21 protein-coding genes and 1 tRNA gene are annotated in these 20,305 nt (G+C 59.5%); 9 read left to right on the forward strand and 13 right to left on the reverse strand.

The annotated features are described in order from the left end of the window. The 4 genes from ftsZ to Q6L55_09345 form a co-directional block, all read left to right on the forward strand. The coding region (gene ftsZ, locus Q6L55_09330; protein ID MEN9258911.1) for a cell division protein FtsZ at positions 1-842 on the forward strand (842 nt) is incomplete at its 5' end. Positions 843-947: 105 nt separating this feature from the next. Continuing rightward, entirely contained in the window at positions 948-1,904 is a 957-nt protein-coding gene (locus Q6L55_09335; protein MEN9258912.1) for a ribose-phosphate pyrophosphokinase, read from the forward strand. 66 nt (positions 1,905-1,970) lie between these two features. Next, on the forward strand, positions 1,971-2,408 hold the full coding sequence (locus Q6L55_09340) for a CAAD domain-containing protein (GenBank protein MEN9258913.1): 438 nt from the start codon (positions 1,971-1,973) through the stop codon (positions 2,406-2,408). A 52-nt stretch (positions 2,409-2,460) separates the two neighbouring features. Then, complete coding sequence (locus Q6L55_09345) at positions 2,461-2,925, forward strand: hypothetical protein (GenBank protein MEN9258914.1); 465 nt, start codon at positions 2,461-2,463, stop codon at positions 2,923-2,925. Here Q6L55_09345 and Q6L55_09350 read toward each other — a convergent pair. Continuing rightward, a complete protein-coding gene (locus Q6L55_09350; protein ID MEN9258915.1) occupies positions 2,918-3,553 on the reverse strand; it encodes a hypothetical protein in 636 nt (211 codons plus the stop codon). The two genes, Q6L55_09345 and Q6L55_09350, sit on opposite strands and share 8 nt — an antisense overlap. 38 nt (positions 3,554-3,591) lie before the next feature. Between Q6L55_09350 and Q6L55_09355 the strand changes: the two genes are divergently transcribed. After that, positions 3,592-3,663 (forward strand) — tRNA-Ile (locus Q6L55_09355). Position 3,664: 1 nt separating this feature from the next. Here Q6L55_09355 and Q6L55_09360 read toward each other — a convergent pair. Genes Q6L55_09360 through Q6L55_09370 form a run of 3 tightly spaced genes read right to left on the reverse strand, consistent with a single transcriptional unit; the run spans position 3,665 to position 6,667 of the window. Next, positions 3,665-4,108, reverse strand: coding sequence for a tetratricopeptide repeat protein (locus Q6L55_09360; protein MEN9258916.1), 444 nt, complete (start codon positions 4,106-4,108; stop codon positions 3,665-3,667). Position 4,109: 1 nt separating this feature from the next. Beyond that, complete coding sequence (locus tag Q6L55_09365; GenBank protein MEN9258917.1) at positions 4,110-5,231, reverse strand: CO2 hydration protein; 1,122 nt, start codon at positions 5,229-5,231, stop codon at positions 4,110-4,112. After that, positions 5,228-6,667: an NADH-quinone oxidoreductase subunit M gene (locus Q6L55_09370; GenBank protein ID MEN9258918.1), complete on the reverse strand. Its 1,440-nt coding sequence runs from the start codon at positions 6,665-6,667 to the stop codon at positions 5,228-5,230. The genes Q6L55_09365 and Q6L55_09370 overlap by 4 nt, the downstream gene beginning before the upstream one ends. A 57-nt stretch (positions 6,668-6,724) precedes the next feature. Here Q6L55_09370 and Q6L55_09375 point away from each other — a divergent pair, with 57 nt between their 5' ends. Further along, on the forward strand, positions 6,725-8,005 hold the full coding sequence (locus tag Q6L55_09375; protein MEN9258919.1) for a hypothetical protein: 1,281 nt from the start codon (positions 6,725-6,727) through the stop codon (positions 8,003-8,005). Here Q6L55_09375 and Q6L55_09380 read toward each other — a convergent pair. Then, positions 7,995-9,218 carry an ABC transporter substrate-binding protein gene (locus Q6L55_09380; protein MEN9258920.1) on the reverse strand — a complete coding sequence of 408 codons (1,224 nt, stop codon included), beginning with the start codon at positions 9,216-9,218 and terminating at the stop codon, positions 7,995-7,997. The two genes, Q6L55_09375 and Q6L55_09380, sit on opposite strands and share 11 nt — an antisense overlap. A 45-nt stretch (positions 9,219-9,263) precedes the next feature. Next, positions 9,264-10,193, reverse strand: a complete 930-nt coding sequence (locus Q6L55_09385; GenBank protein ID MEN9258921.1) for a hypothetical protein — start codon at positions 10,191-10,193, stop codon at positions 9,264-9,266. A gap of 81 nt (positions 10,194-10,274) precedes the next feature. Between Q6L55_09385 and Q6L55_09390 the strand changes: the two genes are divergently transcribed. After that, on the forward strand, positions 10,275-11,501 hold the full coding sequence (locus tag Q6L55_09390; GenBank protein MEN9258922.1) for a hypothetical protein: 1,227 nt from the start codon (positions 10,275-10,277) through the stop codon (positions 11,499-11,501). Here Q6L55_09390 and gatC read toward each other — a convergent pair. Genes gatC through rsmH form a run of 6 tightly spaced genes read right to left on the reverse strand, consistent with a single transcriptional unit; the run spans position 11,487 to position 16,892 of the window. Then, positions 11,487-11,780 carry an Asp-tRNA(Asn)/Glu-tRNA(Gln) amidotransferase subunit GatC gene (gatC, locus tag Q6L55_09395; protein ID MEN9258923.1) on the reverse strand — a complete coding sequence of 98 codons (294 nt, stop codon included), beginning with the start codon at positions 11,778-11,780 and terminating at the stop codon, positions 11,487-11,489. The two genes, Q6L55_09390 and gatC, sit on opposite strands and share 15 nt — an antisense overlap. A 1-nt stretch (position 11,781) precedes the next feature. Continuing rightward, the gene (locus Q6L55_09400; GenBank protein ID MEN9258924.1) at positions 11,782-12,300 is read right to left on the reverse strand and encodes a photosystem I assembly protein Ycf3; all 519 of its coding nucleotides are present in this window, start codon (positions 12,298-12,300) and stop codon (positions 11,782-11,784) included. A gap of 5 nt (positions 12,301-12,305) precedes the next feature. Beyond that, on the reverse strand, positions 12,306-13,649 hold the full coding sequence (locus Q6L55_09405) for a glycosyltransferase family 2 protein (protein MEN9258925.1): 1,344 nt from the start codon (positions 13,647-13,649) through the stop codon (positions 12,306-12,308). Between the two features lie 25 nt (positions 13,650-13,674). Then, the gene (locus tag Q6L55_09410) at positions 13,675-14,802 is read right to left on the reverse strand and encodes a glycosyltransferase family 61 protein (GenBank protein ID MEN9258926.1); all 1,128 of its coding nucleotides are present in this window, start codon (positions 14,800-14,802) and stop codon (positions 13,675-13,677) included. A gap of 53 nt (positions 14,803-14,855) precedes the next feature. Continuing rightward, the gene (locus Q6L55_09415; protein MEN9258927.1) at positions 14,856-16,004 is read right to left on the reverse strand and encodes a citrate synthase; all 1,149 of its coding nucleotides are present in this window, start codon (positions 16,002-16,004) and stop codon (positions 14,856-14,858) included. Between the two features lie 42 nt (positions 16,005-16,046). After that, on the reverse strand, positions 16,047-16,892 hold the full coding sequence (gene rsmH, locus Q6L55_09420) for a 16S rRNA (cytosine(1402)-N(4))-methyltransferase RsmH (protein ID MEN9258928.1): 846 nt from the start codon (positions 16,890-16,892) through the stop codon (positions 16,047-16,049). 73 nt (positions 16,893-16,965) lie between these two features. Here rsmH and Q6L55_09425 point away from each other — a divergent pair, with 73 nt between their 5' ends. Next, on the forward strand, positions 16,966-17,304 hold the full coding sequence (locus tag Q6L55_09425; protein ID MEN9258929.1) for a P-II family nitrogen regulator: 339 nt from the start codon (positions 16,966-16,968) through the stop codon (positions 17,302-17,304). Continuing rightward, positions 17,301-18,785, forward strand: coding sequence for a hypothetical protein (locus Q6L55_09430; GenBank protein MEN9258930.1), 1,485 nt, complete (start codon positions 17,301-17,303; stop codon positions 18,783-18,785). The genes Q6L55_09425 and Q6L55_09430 overlap by 4 nt, the downstream gene beginning before the upstream one ends. On the opposite strand, the gene Q6L55_09435 is transcribed toward Q6L55_09430, so the two are convergent. Next, positions 18,782-20,284, reverse strand: a complete 1,503-nt coding sequence (locus Q6L55_09435) for a class I SAM-dependent methyltransferase (protein ID MEN9258931.1) — start codon at positions 20,282-20,284, stop codon at positions 18,782-18,784. The two genes, Q6L55_09430 and Q6L55_09435, sit on opposite strands and share 4 nt — an antisense overlap. Between the last annotated feature and the right edge of the window lie 21 nt (positions 20,285-20,305).

The following is a 20,305-nucleotide window of genomic DNA, read 5'->3' on the forward strand; positions in this document are numbered from 1 at the left end:
AAATCATGGCGGCCCTGGACCAGGCGGATTTGGTGTTTATCACGGCGGGGATGGGGGGGGGTACGGGCACGGGGGCAGCGCCGATCGTGGCGGAGGTGGCTAAAGAATTGGGAGCTTTGACGGTGGCGATTGTCACCCGGCCTTTTACCTTTGAGGGCAGACGTCGAGCAGCCCAAGCCGAAGAAGGCATTGCCATGCTCCAGGGGCGGGTGGATACGTTGATCGTCATTCCTAATGACCGCCTGCTGACCACCATTGGCGAATCCACACCGGTGCAAGAAGCCTTCCGGGTGGCGGATGACATTTTGCGCCAGGGGGTGCAGGGAATTTCCGACATCATTACCATTCCGGGGCTGGTGAATGTGGATTTTGCCGATGTGAAGGCGATCATGGCGGATGCGGGGTCGGCATTGATGGGCATTGGCACGGGCACGGGGAAGGGACGGGCGGCGGAAGCGGCGAATATGGCCATTGCTTCACCGTTGCTGGAGTCTTCCATTCACGGGGCCAAGGGGGTTTTGTTTAATATCACGGGGGGCAGCGATTTAAGCCTGCACGAGGTGAATACGGCGGCGGAAATTATCTACAACGTGGTGGACCCGGAGGCCAATATCATTTTTGGGGCGGTACTGGATGACCGGTTGCAGGGGGAAGTGCGGATTACGGTGATTGCCACGGGCTTTCAACCAGCGGCTTCCCATCCCCAACCCTCGTTGCGACCGGTAACGCCGGGACCAACCAGCCCGCCAACGCCCCAGGTGGAGGTGCCGCCTAAACTGGAAGAGCCACCCCCAGAAATTGATATTCCCGATTTCCTGAAACGGCGGCGGCCACGGCGTTGAGAGCGGGGTGGCTACTAGATTCAGCCGGGAGAGGTGCTACGATGACAGGTAGGGTTGTGCCGGGGTAAAACTGTGCTGCAAGCTTCCCGTCCCTTGTCGTTGCCGGTGCCGGTTCCCGCTGACCATGGTCGTCTGCGTTTACTGGCGGGTTCGGCCAATGTGCCTTTGGCGGAGGAAATCGCCCGCTATCTTGGGGTGGATTTGGGGCCGATTGTGCGCAAGCGTTTTTCCGACGGTGAGTTGTATGTGCAGATCCAGGAGTCGGTACGGGGCTGTGATGTGTATCTCCTGCAACCGACGTGCCATCCGGTTAACGACCATTTGATGGAATTGCTGATTATGATTGATGCCTGTCGGCGGGCGTCGGCGCGGCAGATTACGGCGGTGATTCCCTACTATGGCTACGCGCGGGCGGACCGGAAAACGGCTGGCCGGGAGGCGATTACCGCTAAGCTGGTGGCCAATCTGATTACGGAGGCGGGGGCCAGCCGGATTCTGGCGATGGACTTGCACGTGGCCCAGATTCAGGCCTATTTCGACATTCCCTTTGACCATGTCTATGCCAGCAATGTTTTGCAGCAGTACATCCTCAGCAAGGGGTTGACGGATTTTGTGGTGGTTTCGCCGGATGTGGGGGGGGTAGCCCGCGCCCGGGCCTTTGCCAAAAAACTCAACGACGCCCCCTTGGCCATCATTGACAAACGCCGCCAGGGGCACAATGTGGCGGAGGTGCTCAATGTGATTGGTGATGTGCGGGGCAAGACGGCGATTATCGTGGACGATATGATCGACACAGGGGGTACGATGACGGAGGCGGCGCGGCTGTTGATGGAACAGGGGGCTAAGGCGGTCTATGCCTGTGCTACCCACCCGGTGTTTTCGGGACGGGCGCCCGAACTGTTGGCCAACAGCGCCTTTACGGAGGTGATCGTCACCAACACGATCCCGGTGCCACCAGAGAAACGGTTCCCCCAACTGAAGATTCTCTCGGTGGCGAATGTATTAGGGGAGGCCATCTGGCGGGTGCATGAGGACAGCTCCGTCAGCAGCATGTTCCGCTAGAGGCTTGCCGGAACGGTTCGTTCAGGGGTAAAGTCGCATCAAGCAGTGTTTACCGAGGTCGGTGTTATGGAACCCGAGACCCATCCGTTTGAGAATCAGGAGACGCCACCAACCGCTACTGCTCCTCAAGGGGCGGAGCCGACGGAGACTGCCGCCTATGGGACGGGGGCCAAAAGTAAGGCGGTGGCGGTGATGGAGTCCCTGCGTCATACCCTGGCGGACTCCCTGAGTGTCTTGGGACCGACGTGGGAGAAGGTCCAAACCTTTTTCAGCGAACAACGGCGAACCATCAGTCTGGTGGTGGTTATCGTCCTGGTGGTGTTGGTGCTGGCGCTGGTGTCGGGTGTGCTGGGGATTATCAATGCCATCCCGTTGTTGCCGGCGCTGCTGGAGCTACTGGGGCTGTGGTACATCCTGCGCTATCTGCTGATGGCAGAGTCCCGTCAGGCGGTGTTCCGGGAGGTCAACGAATTCATCGGCAAAGTGGTCGGACAACGTTCCTAGGGTGTTGGGGGAGTTTCGCCAGAAATATCCACTGGGTTGCCTAACCAGTGAGTTGCTACAGATCCACCAGGGCCAGTACCTGGTACGCGTGGTGGTGCAGGTCGGCGGCATCACCCTGGCCACGGGGCTAGGCAGCGGCAACACGCTCGAGGGGGCGGAGGACCGGGCTAGGGAACGGGCGTTAATGGCATTGGGATTAACCCCCAAAGTGGCCGAGACGCCGCACCCAGTACTGCCCTCCACCGAACCCCAGCCTGCACCACCACCGGTAGCCACACCTGTTGCTGAGGCAACCTCTCCCCCTGAATCCCCCAAGGTGGATATGCTCGACATCCTGGCCCAGACGACGGCGGAGATGAAACGGCTGGGTTGGACCAACGCTCAAGGGCGGGAATACTTACGGCGCACCTACGGTCGCAATAGCCGGCAGGAGTTAACCGACCAGGAATTGATCGATTTTTTGAATTACTTGCGCAGTCAACCTAGCGGCAACGGTGCTTCGCCGACGATTAGTTAACCGTGGGACTGGGATGAGGGGTTGGTGGGGCGAGGTCGAGAGTAATATCTCGCAATTCGATAAAGGGAATGGTCTGGCCCACTTCCGTGAGTCCGATATGCACTTTGCCCAGGTGGATGGGCACCTTCACCCGCACGGCTGTGGCCTGATTGCCGGGCGCCAGTTGCACTGGTAGTCCCTCCACTTCCACCTGCAAAATTTCTCCCCAGTCGTTGCGGACGAAAAATTGGCGTTGCAGTTGCACGGCTGTTGCCCGTTCGTTTTGAATACGCAGGTGCAAGATGGCCTGGTCCCCTTCCCGCTCGATTTGCTCCAGGGCCATGTACACGCCCCCTTCCTGCAGGGCCAGCAAGGGTAATCGCAGGTTGGGGTCGGTGGCGGTAGGGGGCTGCCCTTGGCTGGTACCCATCAGCGCCTGCACCTGTTGGATGATGACCTCTTCAGCCAGGAGCGTGAAGGGTTGGGGGTCCTTATCTGGCGGCACCGGATTCAGGGTGGGTTGTCGAACTTTACTCAAGGCTTCCTGACCCAGACGATACCCCAGCCCGGCCGCCACCCCCCCGGTCAACAACGCCAGGAAGGTAAACATCAGCGTAGCTATGCCCATCCAGCGCCGCGCTTGGCCCATGGGTTTTGTTAAAATCGCCTATGCCATTGTATCAACCCGCACGAGTGGCCGACTGGTAGGGCAAGCGACTCATAATCGCCGGTATGTGGGTTCGAATCCCACCTCGTGCATCTAGCCGGGACTCTCCCCTGGGGTTTCCTGATCGGCCTGCTGGCGGGCGGCGCAATTGGCCTGGACTTTGGCGTCTTTGGTGATGTCAGCAGCGCGGCACAAATCGGCATTGCCCTCGTTGGGCTTGCCCATGCCGAAGTAGGCAATCGCCCGGTGGCGCAACAACACTGGGTCATCCGGCTTGCCCTCCAGGGCCTTGGTTAAATCTTGTACTGCCTCCCGGTATTCCCCCAGCTTCAAATAGGCAATCCCCCGTTGTTCGTAAGCCTCCAGATAGTCCCGGCGCAGGCGAATCACCTCGTTCAGTTTGGCCACCGCCTCCTGGGGCCGACCCTGCCGCAGCGCCTGGACCCCCTGCTCATAGAGTTGGTTGGCATTGGGCGCGCAACTGCTGGCCATCAGCACCATGGCCGTCAAAATCCCCCCCATAGCCTCCCGTTGCATTTCAACCACCTCCTCCCTGCACCGTCAATAGACGGGATTCCGCCAGCCGTTGTAACCAGGGAGCTAAATAGCGCTCGTTAGCTGCCCGTGCTTGGGGGTCCGAACTGGTCAACGGATAGGGCGCCAGGGCCTGGATCGCCGCCGTTGTCACGCAAAACATCGCCTTTTGGAAACTCACGCAAATCTTCACCCGTAGGTCCCCCAGCCCCCGTCCTGTCTGCCGGTAGCGCTCCAGCAGATAGTCCGGGAGAAAATGGCGCATATCCTGCATCAACAACGTAGGCGGAATCCCTGCTCCCCCAATCGGTAAGGGGTCAGCATAGAGCGCACCGTAGGTAAAGTCCGCTTGGTCCGCCGGAATTTGATAGGCCTGGGCGTTGTAGGACACCGTACCCATGAAGGGAAAGGACCGGAAAAACACCGCCTCCACATAGGGCACTGCCGCCGCCGTCAAAAAAGTCAGCCCGCTGCTTTTCGGCACCAAAGGATACACCTGCCCGCCAATTTCCACCTCATAGGTAATCGGTTGGGGAGCCGCTTGGACCAGTCCTGTGCGAATGTGGTCCACCACAGCGGCAATGCTGGTGATTTCCCCCCGGTCGTAGCGGTCAGACAGCTCCAGAAACAGGGGACTCATCACCCGCCAAAACTGCCCCAGCACGCTGGTGTAAACCATTTGTTTAACCTGTTCCGGCAAAAAGGTGGGAAACAGGGCGTGCAGGAGTTGCAGGAGAACATGCCCGCGAATTTTGGCTTGGATGGCCCGCGCGGCGTTTTGGGCAAATTCTGGCGAATCCAAGTAGGCATCCAGGGGGGGACTGCCATGCCACAACATGGCCCGCATGCAGTACTCGGCAAACTCGTAGTTAATCCGGTCGTGGTTCCAATGGTGCAGCAGCTTTTGCCAAGTAATTTCGCCGTTGAAGTATTTAAAAAAGGGGAAAATGACCAGGAATTGCTCCTGGGCCATGTAAATTAGGTTGCGCCAGTAGTAATCCAGCACCACGCCGTAGCTTTTCAGAATACCCACGACCTCCACCAGGTTATCCGGCGTATCCGGTAGGAGCGCTCCCCCCTGCAGCAGCCGTTCCTTCACCCGCTCTAATGGCGTTGCCAGCTTCATCCCAGCCTCCAATGGGTCACCGTTGCCTCACTCCAGCGCACCAACCAATGGGGTTGCAGCCCCAAGGTGAGCACCAAGGTTGCCAGCACCATCGCCGGTAGCCGTTGTCCCCAACTCACCGGAGGCAAGTCCGCCAGAGCCGGGGGCAAGCGCCCGAAAAACGCCCGGTTCACCAGCAGCAGAAAATACACCGACGTCAAAGCCGTACCCAGCATAGCCAGCACCGTCGGCAGGGGAAACACCGGGAAACTGCCGCGAAACACCATAAATTCGCTGATAAACCCCACCATCCCCGGAATACCGCTGCTGGCCATCACCGCCAGGATCAGCAAGCTACCGATAACCGGTAGGCCCCGCTCCGGCGTCAGCAGCCCCTGCAATTTCGCCAAATCCCGCGTACCCGTCACCCGATAGACCACCCCCACCAGGAAAAACAACAGCGCCGCAATCAGCCCATGACTCACCATCTGGGCCACTGCCGCCACCAGGGACAAAGGGGTTGCCGCCGCTGCCGCCAGCAAGACGTAGCCCATGTGGCCAATGGAACTAAACGCCACCACCCGCTTCATATCCTGCTGTCCGATAGCCATCAGGGACCCATACAGCACGCTGACCACGGCCCAGACTGCCAACCCCGGCGCCAGCACCCGCCACCCTTCCGGCAACAACTGCACCCCAAACCGCACCAGCCCATAGGTCCCCAACTTCAGCAGCACCCCCGCCAGCAACATGGACACCTCCGTCGAAGCCTCCACGTGGGCATCCGGCAACCAGGTATGCAAAGGCACCAAGGGAATCTTGATACCCAGCCCCAGCAGCAACAGCACCAGCAGACCGACCTGGGCGGTCAAACCCAGCCGATGGGCGGCAACCACTTCATAATCAAACGACCCGGCGCCGCTGAGCACCACCAGCCCAAAAAAGGCCGCCAGCAACAGCAGCCCGGAAATGGCCGTATAGACCAAAAATTTCAACGCTGCGTAGTCCCGCCGCGGTCCCCCCCAAATAGCAATCAGCAGATACAAAGGCAGCAATTCCAGCTCATAAAACAGGAAAAACAGCAGCAAATTTTGCGCCACGAAGGCCCCTGCTACTGCCGCCCCCGCCAGCAACAACAACGTGTAATACAAACGGGGCCGCACGACCGGATGATGACTGGCCACCGCCAGGGTCAGGATCAAGCTGTTGAGGGCCAATAGGGGCATAGACAACCCATCCACCGCCAGCCGGTAGCTCAAGCCCAAGCTATCCAACCAGGGGAGCACCTGGACCATTTGCCAGCCCGCGTGGTGGACATCGAACCGGGTCAGCAGCGCCCCTGTCCACCCCAGTAGCCCTAGCACCGTCACCAGAGCCACCGGACGCACCCAACGCTCCGGCCACAACCATAGCAGGAGCGCACCCACGACCGGCCCGACCACCAAGCCACTGAGCATAGGATGGGGGAAAGCAACACGCATAATTCATTCTAAGGAACTTTACTGCCGGCACGGATGTTGCTTGCCTACTTGGACCCCCAACAACGGGACTTTCTCCAGCGCCTAGGCCAACAGGTGGCAGCCCTGGGGGGGCAGGCATATTTGGTGGGGGGTGGGGTGCGAGATTTACTCCTGGCCCAGCAAGACGGACAAACCATCACCCTAGCGGACCTGGACCTGGTGCTGGACCACCTACCTCCTACCGCCATTGACGCCCTGGCCGAGCAAATTCGTCGCTGGCGACCCGGTGCCCTGGTGCAACCCCACCCCAAATTTTTCACCTGCGACATCCTCTGGCCGGACTTGGCCTTGGATTTAGCCTTAGCCCGCCGGGAAACCTATCCTCACCCGGCCGCCAACCCGGTGGTCACCCCCGCCGACATTCACCAGGACCTCTACCGCCGCGATTTCACCATCAATGCCATGGCGCTGGGGTTGCATCCTGAAGGTGTGTTTCTTGATCCGTTTGATGGGCGGGGGGATTTGCAGCGGCGTCTGCTACGGGTGTTGCACGACCAGAGCTTCACCGATGACCCCACCCGGTTGTGGCGGGGCGTGCGCTATGGAGTGCGCTACGGGCTGCAATTGGCCCCGGAGACCCTGGCCCAGTGGCAAGACACCCTAGCTAGCGGCGTGCTGGAGTACTGGCGACGGCAACCAGGGCAAGCGCCGGCCTTGCAAACCCGCCTGCGGGCAGAGTTGCAGTATCTGTGGCAGATGGAGTCGTGGGTACGGGCGGGGCGTTGGTTAGAAGCGCTGGGCGCTTGGGCCTGTGTGCATCCCGATTTGCACTGGACACCGGAGCTGGAGCAGTCTTTGCGCACCGCCAGCTACGTTCTGCGCCGACATCCCCAGCGCCACCGCTGTCTGACGGAGCTGTTGGTGAGCGATGTCCCTGCCCACGACCGCTACGCAGTGGCCCATGGTTTGGATTTACCCTGGGCGGCCCAAAAACGCCTGGCGCGCCTGGCCCAACTGGAAGCCCAATTGCCGGCCCTACCGGGTTTGCCCGTCAGCCAGATTTGTCAAACCCTGGAGCCTTACGAACCCGAATTGCTCACCCTGGCCCTGTTTCGCCAGCGGGGGACCCTCCGGCAGCTTTTGCGGAATTATTTGCAGTATTGGTCCCATGAGCATCCCCCCTTAAACGGCAAGGACTTACAAGCACTAGGGTATGCACCCGGCCCCCAATTCCGCCAGATTCTGAACCGTTTGCGTTCTGCCTACCTCGACCGGGAAATTACCGACCGGGCCGAAGCCATTGCCTACGTCCAGCGCCACTTTCCTAGGGCTTAACCCGGTCAATGACCCGAATCCTGCCGTCGGGCGTCACTTGCCACACGTCGTAGCTGCCGATCACATCCCCCCATTCATCAAAGTCCACATTGCCGCTGGCGCCCTGGTAATCAATCGGTTGACCTTGGCGGAGCAATTCCAGGGCTTGGCAGACGTCCGTTACCGGTTGTCCCGGCGGCCCCCCCACCTCTCGAATCTTCGGGGCAATGTCCACCCCCCGGTTACTCCCTGCTGCCTGCGCCGCCAGCACAATCACCGCTGCTGCATCCCAGGTTTGGGCCGCGTAAGGGGGCAAGGCCGTCCCTCGCCTTTGGCGCCAGAGGTTTTCCAGTGCCGCCAGTCCCGGTCCATCCGCCCCTGGCACCGTGCCGATGGCCCCCGCCATGATGAACTGCCCCTGGGGATTCCGGCCCACACTAGCGACAAACTGTTCCGACTGCACCGCGTCTGTCAGCAGCAATTGCACCCCCGGCAATAGCCCCTGTTCGTAGGCGGATTTGAACAACAGCGCCCCCGTTTCGGCATACACCGCCGCCATGACCGCTTGGGGTCGGTTGGCAAAGGCGCTGCGGGCTTCACTTTCTAACGTGGTGGCGTTGGGGTCGTAGCGGGTGGGGCGGTTGACGATCTGGCCTCCCTTTTGGGTGAACGCCTGGGTGAATTCCCGTTCAAACCCCAGGCCGTAGCTATTGTTAATCACCACCGTGCTGACCCGCGTCAGTCCCCGTTTCAAAGCCAATGCGGCCAAAGCTGCGCCCTGGTAGGTATCTGGCGGGGCCGTGCGATACCAAAAGCCCTTGTATTCCCCTTTCTTGGCCCGTTCCGTGAATTCGGGGCTAGTGCTTCCCGGCGACACCATCGGCACCTGATTGCGCACCGCCACATCCAACGCCGCCTGGGAGACGCTGCTAGCAAAGGAACCCACCACCCCACCGACCCGGTCGACTTCCGCCAATTTGGTCATGGCCGCCGCCCCCGCCGTTGGTTGGGTCTGGTCATCCTCCTTGACGACCGTTACCGGTTGGCCGTTGACCCCCCCACAGGCGTTCACCTGTTCCACCAGCAATTCCACCGCCGGGATCATTTCCTGACCCAGGGGCGCCAAATCCCCCGTCGCCGGCAGCAGCACCCCCAACTTCAACCCCTGGGTGCCCGGTTGGCAACCCGCCACCAACCCCATCAATGCCAGTCCCGCCATGGCCCAGCGCTTCATGGATTTCCCACACCTTTCCGTACGACTATAGCACTGGATTTTAGTTCAAGGGCTCAGGCGATGGTCCACAAAATAGGTCACCCGGCGAAAGCGCGGCCAATCCAGCGCCCGCATATCCTGTTCCATGCGCTGTCGGCTCGCCGTTACATCCCGACAAACGGGGTCTAGGGTGTGTAGTGGAACATAGCCAACCTGACAAATGGGAACTTGACCATAAAACGCCGCCCAATTGCTGTAGGTGCTCGGTGGAGCAATCAGGTAATCGCAGCGGGCCAAGGTGTATAAATCGGTGACCGGATGCCCCGGACCAAAGTACACGGCAAAGTCCCGAAAGACATGGGCCTGGTCGCGGAAGTTTTCATCGGAGCACAGGACAAAGGCCAGTCTTTTTCCGGGCAGTAGATCTGTCATGCGTTCCATCGCTAGCCGCCACATCTCCAAGCCATGAAATCCCCCATAGCATCGGTAATCCCCTGCCCGAATATGCAGGCCAATGAGCACATCGTACCTATCCCGCAAGGGTTGGATAAAATCGGCAACTTGCTGCTGATAAACGGGTATAGGTGTGAACCACTCCCGAATGGTTTGTTGGTGTTTCACAAAGCAACGGGGCGCCCGCACGTACCAGGCCCGGACAAATAAGGCTTTTTTCACCACCAGGTCATCCAGGATGAGGGGATTGCCCCAGTGTTTACCCGGATCCGGTAGAACGTGGATGTGGGACTTTAACGCCGGATAACGATGCACCAATTTACGCAGGGCGCGAACGCCAGTGTAAATCAGCTTTGGTACCCAAGGACGGGGGGGAAAGCGGAAAATATCAGGATGGGATGCGGTACCGACAAAATAGGGTGTATATTCGGCAAACCCCCAATCTATCAACGCATGTCCTGTCTCCAGGGCATAGGCCAGGAGGTGGGCACTGATGAGTAAACGATTGCCCAGGCGGCCAAAACGGTGGGTCAGTACAATCATGGGCTAGACTTAACCTTTCAGGGATAATCTTACAGGGCTGCGACTGGCACCGATGGCTCTGTACCCAAAAGAGGGCCTTGCATGCTCAACCCCTTTGACCCCCAAACCTGGCCCCTATCCCTAGATGACTTACCCCCGGGCGGTTATCTGGTGGGGGGTGCGGTGCGGGATGGTCTCCTGGGGCGCGCCAAGGCATCCTGGGATTTGGACCTGGTCTGCCCCACGGACGTCATTCGCCTGGGTAAGCGCTTAGCCCGCCAATATCGCACCGGTTTTGTGGTGCTCGATGCCGACCGGCAAATTGCCCGTCTCATCTTCCCTGGCGTCACGGTGGATTTGAGCGCGCTGCAGGGGGATGACATCCACAGCGATTTGCGCCAGCGGGATTTCACCGTCAATGCCATGGCCTGGAACTACACCACCCGGGAGTTACAGGACCCCTACCACGGCCAGGCCGATTTGCACTGGAAAACCCTGCGCATGGTACATCCGGAAAATTTGCGCCAGGACCCCTTGCGGGTCTTACGGGCCTATCGGTTAGCCGCCCAATTGCACTTTGAGATCGAAGCCAGCACCCAACAAACCCTACGGGATTGCGCGCCCTATTTGGCTCAAGTGGCTCCCGAGCGGGTGCAAACCGAAATCAGTCTATTACTGGCAGAAGGGAATGGTCCCCCGTGGGTCATCCGCGCCCAAGAAGATGGCGTTCTGCAACCCTGGTTCCCCGATGTTCAACAGACCTGGCTAACCTTACTGCCCCGCTGGGAGGACGTTCTGAGCCTTTACCCCCCCTTGACCCCCTACCTGACCCGGGAGCTGCGGGCGGACCGTTCGGTGATCCAGACCTTGAAGCTGCGCTGCTTACTGGGCGATGACCCTGCCGCTGTCGAACAAACCCTGACCCATTTACGTTACAGCCGCGCCGAAATCGCATACCTGGTGAAGCTAGTGCATCTGTGGCCCCGGTTTGTGGTCCTGCTGGAGCAATCGTCCGTGCCGATTCCCGACCAATTTGCCCTGTTTCAACAGGCGGGGGACGTGCTGCCGGGGTTAGTGGCGCTGGCGCTGGTGCAGGGGTATCCTGTCACCCAGGTGGGCCCTTGGCTAGAACACTACGCCGACCCCCAGGACCCCGTCGCCCATGCTTTGCCCCTGGTGACCGGTCACGACCTCATGCAGCACCTGGGACTCACCCCCGGCCCCCACATCGGTGAATTGCTGCGTGCCCTAGCGCTAGCCCATGCCCAAGGGGAGATCCGCAACCGGCAAGACGCCCTGGCCCTGGCACAAAAACTAGCCTTCCCGTAGGATTTGGGGGACTTGGAAAAAGCGGTCCTCGGGCGCCGGCGCCGCCTGCAGCAGCAAATCCGTCAATGTTGAAGGCACCGGTTCATCGGGGCGCAACACATTAGCCGTATCCACCGCGTGCAGCGTTGGCGGCACATCCTGCAGGTCCAACTGCTGAATCTGGGCCATGTAATCCAAAATGGACCCCAACTGCTGGCTGAAGGTGGCAATTTCTTCCGGGGTCAAAGCCAGCCGCGCCAGGTAGGCCAACCGCGCCGTTTCTTCGGGAGTAATCGCCATTTCAAAACACCTCAATCTGACCGCGTCCGGTGGTTTTCAACCAATTTTGCGCTTCGATGTAGTTGTTGGGGGCCAAGCGGATCGCCTCCTGCCAGTACTGGGCCGCCTTGTCAAACAATTCTTCGGCCAATTCCGGTTGGTTCGCCGCCTTGGCCTGCTCACCCTGGTAGTGATAAATGACGGCGATATTGTTGAGCGCCTGGGGCATGCGGGGATTCAAAGCCAAGGCTTGGTGGTAGTACTCCAGGGCCTTTTCATGGTCACCGTTACTGGTGTGGATCAGGCCAATGTTGTACAGGATAAAACTGCGGTCGTAGGGGTCATCCTCCAACGCCAGCGCCTCTTCGTAATTTTTCAGTGCTTCAGCGTATTCTCCTTCTGCTTGGGCGCTCATGCCATCCCGGTAGTAGGCAAATGCCGCTTTCTCCTTGGGGCTGGCCGGCAACAACTTCAACAACAAATCCGCCAGCACCGTGAAGGTCTTATCAATAAAATTATCGTTGCGCTGGGAGCGGGGCATAGGCGTCAGGGTTCCACCGTGTACTGCACATGCACCGTTTTCACCCATTTTAACCGCTTAGGCCGGACCGCCACCCGCACCATCATCGTCGCCACCACCGGCAGCCAGTGCAGCATATACACCATCATCCGCAAAGACGCCCCCAGCAACCGCCAGCGGGAGTAGGTTTTTCCCTCCAGTTGCGCCAAGCCCCGCCAGGTAGACCCGCAAAACAGCAGCAGCATCACCCCCGTCAAGGGCCACAGCAACGGCGGATGTTTCGTCCACAGGGCCATTAACCCATCCGGGATCGTGGCTGCCGGCAACAAGTATTGGCTCAGGTAGGACACGCCCGTATCCCAGCGTTTCACTCCCCCCCAGGGCCAAAACAGCCAGGGCCGCCAGTAGTCCAAATAACGTTGGTACCCCCCTTCCGCCCAGCGATTGCGTTGATGCCACAGCGCCCGGAAATTGGTCACCCCCTCCTCCAGAACGCTGGGTGTGAACAAAAACTCGATATCCCAGGCGTCCAGATGCAACCGGAAGGTCAAATCCAGGTCATCCGTGAGCGTGCCTTCGTTCCAGCCCCCCACCCGCAGCAGGGCCGAGCGCCGCACAAACTGACCATTGCCCCGCAGTTCCGCCACGCCTCCCAGCCGCCGCCGCTGTTGTTGCAAAAACGCATCCAGCACCATTTCAATTTGCTGGCCCCGCAGCCACCAGTTTTTCGGTCCTGGAGCAATCGCCTTGCGCACCTGCACCGCACCGATGTGGGGTTGGCGAAACAGGGGTACAATCCAGCGCAGCAAATCCGGCGGCACCTGGGCATCCGCATCAAACACCCCAATAATTTCTCCCCGACTCAGCCGCAGGCCATCGTTGAGTGCCCCGGACTTACCGCCCCCTGCCCCTGCCGGTCGGTGCAGCACCCGCAGTTGGGGATATTCGGCGCACAGTTGGTCCAAAATCCGCCCCGTGCCATCCGTACTGCCGTCATCGATCACCCACAGCTCGTAATCCGGGTAATCCAACTGACCCAGGGAGCGCACCAGCCGTTCGATCACCGCCTCTTCGTTTTTGGCCGCCACCAGCAGACTCACCCGGGGCAAGTCAGCATCCTCCTCAAGCGTTGGTGGGGGAGCAGGAGACCCCTTGGCCCACAACAGGCGCAAAGCTTGCAGACCCATCACCGTCGTCAACAGCCACACCACCCAGGGACCCCAGGACACCCAGTGCAACGCAATCGTCCCCCCCCAGACTAGGGAGAGCACCACCACCGCCTTGCGCCGCCGTCCCTGGCCGTAGCGGTTGAAATCCCGGGGGGCAGGGTCATAACATTCCGGCTGTTCCCAGACCTGTTCGATGGCCATGTCCCCTCCTGTGCCTTTGCCCTCACTATACCGCGTCTGCTTCTAGCCACGCCAGCGCCTGGGTTAAGTGCCGTCGATCAATCCATATCTCCTGTTGCCGCTGGTCCGGATGCGTCAACACCCCTTGCCCGACCACACACCCGTAATCCACCCCCACTTGCCGCGCTATCCTCCAATAACATATCGGTTGATAGTTGGAGGAGAAAAACTCCAGTACCCGCGCCCCCGGCTGGCACCAGACCAAATTCGTCAAACCGGCACCGTGGGGGGCGACGATCCGTTGCGCCTGCTGAAACAACCCCACCTGCTGGGCGAAGCTTAAATCCTCCAGCCACACTGGTTGATAACCCCAAGTACGAAGTATTTCCAATACCTCTGGTTCATTCAGGACCCGCCGGAAACTTGCCCGCGAACGACTGATATAAATCCGGGGCTGGGTTTTCTCTGGGGGTTGGGCTAGGGATAGAAAAGTTTCCCGCAAAAACGTAAAGACCCAACCGGGTTTGAAGTAGGACATCCCCGGTAAACCCGTCAATGATGTCGCCACCACCGCTCGTGCTTGGATATGGCTATAGGCATCGGCCCAAAAGAGTTTTTTGCCCTCTAGACCCACCAGGTGCAACAGGGGTTGCAGTTTCTGGAGAGCAGGGACAAACCGGTTCACATAAATCGTGTCAATTTGCGACCAAAACTGAGACTGTTTAAGCAAGTAAAGCCGGGGCAAAACATCCACCAGCAAATGATAATAATTGCTGCCCCCCCTCACACTGGCAATGGTCCCCACCGTCTGGTTGAGAAGTTTCGCTGGGGGAAAAGGCAATGTACAAACTGTGCACTCTTGGGGTCGTCGCCCCGGTTCATCCCAACCGTCGTAAATCAGGCGTCCATCAGGAGCAATGACATCCCCATACTGACTGGCCACCCGCCCCTGGTTGATCCGGTAACAAAACGCCGCAGGTACAGCAAATTCCCTTTGGTAAAAACTGGGGGGCAGGGTGGTATCTGGCCCTATCCAAGAAGGGGGGTCGAGGGTTTCCCCATGGGCCGGCATAAGCACCTGATAGGCAGCCTGGTCAGGATGATGACGCCAGTAGCTTTCTGCGGATTCCCAATATCCCTGGGCCGGAACCCGCCCCCAAACCCTCAGCGCCATTCGGGTCCCATAGCGTCGCAGGGGTCGCCATACCCACCGCTTCCATTGACCAATCATGCCGTGCGTTCCTGGATGGGGACATAAGGGCGGTTGTGTTCCCCCACATAGATTTGCGTCGGCCGGAAGATGCGGTTGTGATTCAGTTGTTCCTTCCAGTGAGCCAACCAGCCAGCCACTCGGGCAATGGCAAACACCGGCGTGAATAAATCGTTGGGAATCCCTAGCTTGCGATACACCAAACCGGAGTAGAAATCCACATTGGGATAAATCCCCTTGTGGCCCAGGCGCTCCACCACCACCCGCTCGATTTCCAGGGCAATGTCGTAGTACTCGTCCGCCCCAAATTCATCAAACAGTTGTTTGGCCAAGTTCTGCAGGATAGTGGCCCGGGGGTCTTTCACTTTGTACACCCGATGGCCAAACCCAGGAATCCGGGCCTTTTTCTCCAGCAACCGGTCAATGTAGGGTTCCACGTTTTTCACCGAGCCAATTTCCTCAATCATCTGCATCACATCCTCGTTGGCCCCCCCGTGCAACGGCCCGGCCAGGGTGCCCACTGCCGACGCCACCACGCCGTAGGGGTCGGTCAACGTCGAAGCCGTCACCATCGCCGCAAAGGTGGAGGCATTAATGGTGTGCTCCGCATGGAGAATCAAGCAGGTATCTAACACCCGGGCTTCTAAAGGATGGGGCACCTGTTCCCGCAGCATGTAGAGAAAGTTGGCGGCGTAGTCCTGGTCATCGCGGGGTTGCACGGGGTCATTCCCCTTGCGGATATGTTCAAAGGCCGCCACCATGGTAGGGATTTTGGCCAGCAAACGCACCACCGCCGCGCGGATATAGGCCGGGTCATCCAACGTACGCCGGGAGTAAAACAGCCCCAAGGCCGCTGCCGACGCCTGGAGCGCATCCATCGGGTGACCGCTTTCGGGAAAACACTTCATCATGTCCCGGATGCGGTATTTGACGCGGCGATGGTAGGTAATTTCCCGTTCAAACGCTTGCAGTTCACTGGCGGTGGGCAGCTGACCCCAGATTAGCAAATAGGCCACCTCCAAAAAGCTGCTTTTGGCCGCCAATTCTTCGATGGGAATCCCCCGATACTCCAAAATGCCCCTTTGCCCATCCACATAACTGATGCTGGATTGGGTCACCGGTACTCCTTCCAATCCCGGGTAGTAATCGCAGGCCAAGGTGGTCATGGGCAGTGGTCGTATCCCGCTGTGAGTTATCCGCTCATTATATTACCGTCGCTGGGCGGCCCGTAGCTTCGCCGATCGGCAACGGGGATTCTGGCGCTGCTCCTGGGCATCAGGGGTTACGGGCTTAGGGGTGAGCACCTCCAACCGTACATCTCGGCGCAGGGCCCACTTCACCAAGCGGTCCTCTAAGCTGTGAAAGCTGATGACCACCAGCCGCCCCCCTGGTTTGAGCCAGTCCGGCGCCCGCTGCAAAAACCGCTCTAAGCTCTCTAGTTCCTGGTTGACGGCGATCCGTAGGGCCTGGAACACCTGGGTGGCCGGATGAAGACGTCGGTGCCGGGCTGCCGGGGGAACCGCCTGCCAAATGGCTTCCGCCAGCGCTTTGGTGTCATGGAACGGGCGTTGCTGCAGGATTTGGCGGACGATCCGGCGGGCGTAGGGAACTTCGCCGTAGCGGCTCAACAGGGTAACCAGCTCGGTTTCACTAGCCTGGTTGACCCAATCGGCGGCGGTTTGCTCCTGGCGGAGGTCCATGCGCATATCCAGCGGCCCTGCAAACCGAAAACTAAACCCCCGCGCCGGTGTGTCCAACTGCAGCGAACTCACCCCCAGGTCCGCCAGGATGCCGTCGAATTCGCCACCGGGGAAGTCGGCGTAATTGCCCTGCCACCAGGTCACGTCGTAACCCTGCAACCGCTGCTGGGCAATAGCCAGAGCTTGGCTGTCCCGGTCAATGGCAGTAAGGCGCACCCCCGGCACTTGCAGCAACAGGGCGCTGTGGCCCCCTAACCCCACCGTCGCGTCCAGGAAATGGGCACCGGGTTGCGGGCGCAGGTAGGTCAGCACCGCCTGGGGCAGCACAGGAATGTGACCAACATCCGGTATCATGGGTTACAGGTTCCCCCTTGCGGCCAATGCTAAAACAGCAAGGTCAGGGTTGGCAGCATATGGATGGGCGTTTATGAAAAAAATTGAAGCCATTATCCGTCCCTTCAAGCTGGATGAAGTCAAAATTGCCCTGGTCAATGCGGGGATCGTCGGCATGACGGTTTCGGAAGTGCGGGGGTTTGGTCGGCAGCGAGGTCAAACCGAACGCTATCGCGGCTCAGAATACACCGTGGAATTTTTACAAAAACTGAAATTGGAAATTGTGGTGGAAGACGACCAAGTGGACCTGGTCATTGACAAGATCATGGCGGCGGCCCGGACAGGGGAAATCGGCGACGGCAAGATTTTTATTACCCCCATCGAAGGGGCGATTCGCATCCGCACTGGGGAACGGGACGGCGAAGCCATATGACGCTAAAAGTAGGGATCGCCGGGTTGCGGGGAACGGTAGATAACCAGACAGACAACCTAACTCCAGGAACCATCCTCAGTTATGTTCAGGCCTTTGGGCAGTGGTTGCGCGCACAACACCCCCAGCCGACCGTGGTCCTCGGGCGGGATGGCCGCAATTCCTCCCCCCTGATTGCTGACCTGGTGCGGGCCGGCCTGCTCAGCGTCGGGTGCCGGGTGGTGGATTTGGGCCTGACCTTGACCCCAACCCTACAATTTACGGTCAGTCGCAGGCTGGATGTGCAGGGGGGCGTCATGGTCACGGCCAGTCACAACCCTCCCCCTTGGAACGGTTTGAAGTTTCTCGATGCCCAGGGATGGTTTCTATCGGCAACGGAGTGGCAGACCTTAGAAGCCCGGCGGCAGGCCTTATATCGCCCGGAAATCCCCTTGGACCAAGTGGGAGCAGCGACTCCTGACCCCGACGCCTTTAACGCCCACCAAAAGGCGGTACTGGCCATCCTGCCGGTGGACCTGATCCGGGCGCGGCGTTTTCGGGTGGCCTTGGATGCCTGCAACAGTGGCGCGGTGCTCTGGCAGAGGTTTTTGCAGGCGCTGGGGTGCGACGTGGTGGCCTGTCATACGGAACTGCACGGGTTTTTCAGCCGGACTCCAGAGCCGTTGCCAGCCCATTTGACCACCCTCAGGCATCTCGTACAGGCGGCCCATTGCGACGTGGGGTTTGCCGCTGACCCGGATGGGGACCGGTTGGTGCTGGTGGACGAGCAGGGCAACGCCGTTAGCGAAGAACACACGGTGGTCCTGTGTGCCCAGGAACGCCTGCATCACCACCCCGACGGCGTGGTTGTGGTCAATGTGGTGACCACCCATGCTCTGGAGTCCCTGTGCCCTGGCGCCCGGGTCATCCGTACTGCCGTTGGCGAACGCCACGTGGCCGTGGGGGTGCAGCAGCATCGGGCCATTTTGGGGGGTGAAGGCAGCGGCGGCGTTATCGTACCCCAGGTGCATCTGGCCCGGGATGGCCTAAGCGCCATGGGTTTGATCCTCAGTTGGCTGGCGACGACCGGACGTCCCTTGTCGCAACTGGTGCAGGCCATTCCCCCCTGGCAGAGCGTGAAATTAAAGCTCACCCCCACCGGTCTATCCACCCATGCCCTACAGCACCTGTTCCAGCAGTGGCAGCAGAAATCACCCCCTGTAGCCGCCCAACCGGAGCGCATCATTATTGGACAGCCGCAGCAGAGCATGGCCCTCGCCCTCAACGGCGACCAACTGACGCTGGACATTTCTCTCAATGGGTCCCACCTGACAGCTCAGGCGCACCATCCCCATCTATCTCGGCTTTGGCAGGCTTTGGATTTCGCCGCCTTGACCCTGGATACCACCGACGGAGTGAAGCTAGTGACGCCCCAGGCCTGGTTAGCCCTGCGCCCCTCCAACACCGAACCCATCCTCCGCCTGATAGGAGAATACCGGAGTTAAATCCCCAAGCGCCGCAGCAGCGCCCGTCCCTTCTGCTCGAACTGGGTCACCTGCTCCTGCAGAAACTGGCGATTCTCCTGCGGCGTTTCCAGCACCTGGCCGTCTTTAGTGAGTTTAAGACCCCGCCGCTCCAAAATCCCCCACACAAAGTCAAACGAGGGTTGCTGGCGTCGTTCTGCCAACAAAAACAGCAACTCCAAGTGGGACACCTTCACCCCGTTGCCAATAACCGGACTGGCCAAAAACTGTATTTCACCGTCTAGTTCTGCCCGCTGGATCACCGCCCGATTAAAGCCCTCCGTAGGGTTCCCCTGGCCGACGACCGGATGGGCATACCCCAGCCCCGTCAGCACAACCAACGCCTGGCCAATCTGCTGTAGGGTGATCCCCTGGGGCGACAAACGCTCTACTAGTTCCGCTACCGTGACCGGTCCCTGCGCCAATTGTGCCACCAGCGGTTCATACAGACTCGGTTGCAACTGCACCTGACCCGCCGTCGTTTGGTGCTCCAGCTTGACCGCCTCCGGCAACACCGTCAGGACAAAAGGCAGGGGTTGAAAATAGCGCACCTGCATGTCCCCGCTGATGGTCACCGGCCCCCGCACATACACATCCCGGCGAAATTGACCATTCAAGTAGAAATCCCGCACCAGCTCCCGCATCGCCACGTCATTGATTTGGGCCAGATGGTTAATCGCCTGGGTCGGCAAATTAAAGGCATCTATGTGGTCTAGGACATGGGCTGAGCCAACGTAGCTCAATTTCGCCGTGCTCATTTCGGCCATCACCTCATCCACCCACAAGGGATGCCAGTGCTGGTTGAAAAACTCATGTACCAGGTAGTGCACATTTTGGTTCTTAAACTGTTCCAGGCGGGGAGCCAGCCAGGGGTGTTGCAGATAAATCGCCTGGTTGTTTTTCAGCAGTTCAATCAACTCCAGCGCTGTTTTTAAGCGTTCGATCAAAGTACCGCTGGAGCGCTCCCGATGGGCTTGCATCAGTTTTTGTATCGGCGCCATAACACCCCACCCCGGCAGGGTATTGTAGGAGACATAGACCACCCCACCCACCTTCAATTTGCGGCGGATAAATTCCCGAATAACCCGGCGATTTTCCTCGCTAATCCAGCTATAGATGCCGTGGAGGCAAATGAAATCAAACTCCGGCAAATCCTCTTCCAGATACTCCTGAAAACTGGCATCGCTGAAGGTCACATTGGTTAAACCAGCGTCCGCCGCCAACTGGCGCGCCTGAGCAATATGGGTAGCATTGAAATCATTGGCGTAAAAACGACCCTGGGGATAGGCCGCCGCCAGTACATTCGTGGTCAGGCCGTAGCCGCAGGCCAACTCGCAGTAGGTAAAGGGCTGGTCCAACGGCCGAGGTTGCACCTGCTTGGTCAACAGGGAGAGATAGAGATTCGCCGGACTCAAATGGTGATAAAAGCCCTGGGTATAGGGAATTTCCGTTACGTAACCGTCCTGCCAGGTCGCCGCCATCGCCTGCCCCCACCCACGGGA

Origin of the sequence: Gloeomargarita sp. SRBZ-1_bins_9 (genome assembly GCA_039794565.1) — a bacterium.
Classification (GTDB): Bacteria; Cyanobacteriota; Cyanobacteriia; order Gloeomargaritales; family Gloeomargaritaceae; genus Gloeomargarita.

Coding starts and splice junctions, on each gene's coding strand:
- Q6L55_09385 (MEN9258921.1), bottom strand. CDS start 10,193: ATGATTGTACTGACCCACCGTTTTGGCCGCCTGGGCAATCGTTTACTC.
- Q6L55_09360 (MEN9258916.1), bottom strand. CDS start 4,108: ATGCAACGGGAGGCTATGGGGGGGATTTTGACGGCCATGGTGCTGATG.
- Q6L55_09380 (MEN9258920.1), bottom strand. CDS start 9,218: ATGAAGCGCTGGGCCATGGCGGGACTGGCATTGATGGGGTTGGTGGCG.
- Q6L55_09370 (MEN9258918.1), bottom strand. CDS start 6,667: ATGCTCAGTGGCTTGGTGGTCGGGCCGGTCGTGGGTGCGCTCCTGCTA.
- Q6L55_09340 (MEN9258913.1), top strand. CDS start 1,971: ATGGAACCCGAGACCCATCCGTTTGAGAATCAGGAGACGCCACCAACC.
- rsmH (MEN9258928.1), bottom strand. CDS start 16,892: ATGATACCGGATGTTGGTCACATTCCTGTGCTGCCCCAGGCGGTGCTG.
- gatC (MEN9258923.1), bottom strand. CDS start 11,780: ATGGCGATTACTCCCGAAGAAACGGCGCGGTTGGCCTACCTGGCGCGG.
- Q6L55_09405 (MEN9258925.1), bottom strand. CDS start 13,649: ATGGCCATCGAACAGGTCTGGGAACAGCCGGAATGTTATGACCCTGCC.
- Q6L55_09375 (MEN9258919.1), top strand. CDS start 6,725: ATGTTGCTTGCCTACTTGGACCCCCAACAACGGGACTTTCTCCAGCGC.
- Q6L55_09415 (MEN9258927.1), bottom strand. CDS start 16,004: ATGACCACCTTGGCCTGCGATTACTACCCGGGATTGGAAGGAGTACCG.
- Q6L55_09410 (MEN9258926.1), bottom strand. CDS start 14,802: ATGGCGCTGAGGGTTTGGGGGCGGGTTCCGGCCCAGGGATATTGGGAA.
- Q6L55_09435 (MEN9258931.1), bottom strand. CDS start 20,284: ATGGCGGCGACCTGGCAGGACGGTTACGTAACGGAAATTCCCTATACC.
- Q6L55_09365 (MEN9258917.1), bottom strand. CDS start 5,231: ATGAAGCTGGCAACGCCATTAGAGCGGGTGAAGGAACGGCTGCTGCAG.
- Q6L55_09425 (MEN9258929.1), top strand. CDS start 16,966: ATGAAAAAAATTGAAGCCATTATCCGTCCCTTCAAGCTGGATGAAGTC.
- Q6L55_09350 (MEN9258915.1), bottom strand. CDS start 3,553: ATGGGCCAAGCGCGGCGCTGGATGGGCATAGCTACGCTGATGTTTACC.
- Q6L55_09390 (MEN9258922.1), top strand. CDS start 10,275: ATGCTCAACCCCTTTGACCCCCAAACCTGGCCCCTATCCCTAGATGAC.
- Q6L55_09400 (MEN9258924.1), bottom strand. CDS start 12,300: ATGCCCCGCTCCCAGCGCAACGATAATTTTATTGATAAGACCTTCACG.
- Q6L55_09430 (MEN9258930.1), top strand. CDS start 17,301: ATGACGCTAAAAGTAGGGATCGCCGGGTTGCGGGGAACGGTAGATAAC.